This is a genomic window from Achromobacter sp. ACM05 (assembly GCF_019218915.1).
Taxonomy (GTDB): domain Bacteria; phylum Pseudomonadota; class Gammaproteobacteria; order Burkholderiales; family Burkholderiaceae_B; genus Achromobacter; species Achromobacter animicus.
The window spans coordinates 1-255 of sequence record NZ_JAHUWQ010000026.1; the positions used below are offsets into that span (position 1 = coordinate 1).

General features: G+C 50.6%; 1 rRNA gene. It reads left to right on the plus strand.

The features are described 5' to 3' along the window. A 16S ribosomal RNA gene (locus KW836_RS27735) occupies positions 1-255 on the plus strand; the annotation flags it as partial.

Genomic DNA, 255 nt, shown 5'->3' on the forward strand with positions numbered 1-255 from the left:
CTGGGGAGTACGGTCGCAAGATTAAAACTCAAAGGAATTGACGGGGACCCGCACAAGCGGTGGATGATGTGGATTAATTCGATGCAACGCGAAAAACCTTACCTACCCTTGACATGTCTGGAATGCCAAAGAGATTTGGTAGTGCTCGCAAGAGAACCGGAACACAGGTGCTGCATGGCTGTCGTCAGCTCGTGTCGTGAGATGTTGGGTTAAGTCCCGCAACGAGCGCAACCCTTGTCATTAGTTGCTACGAAA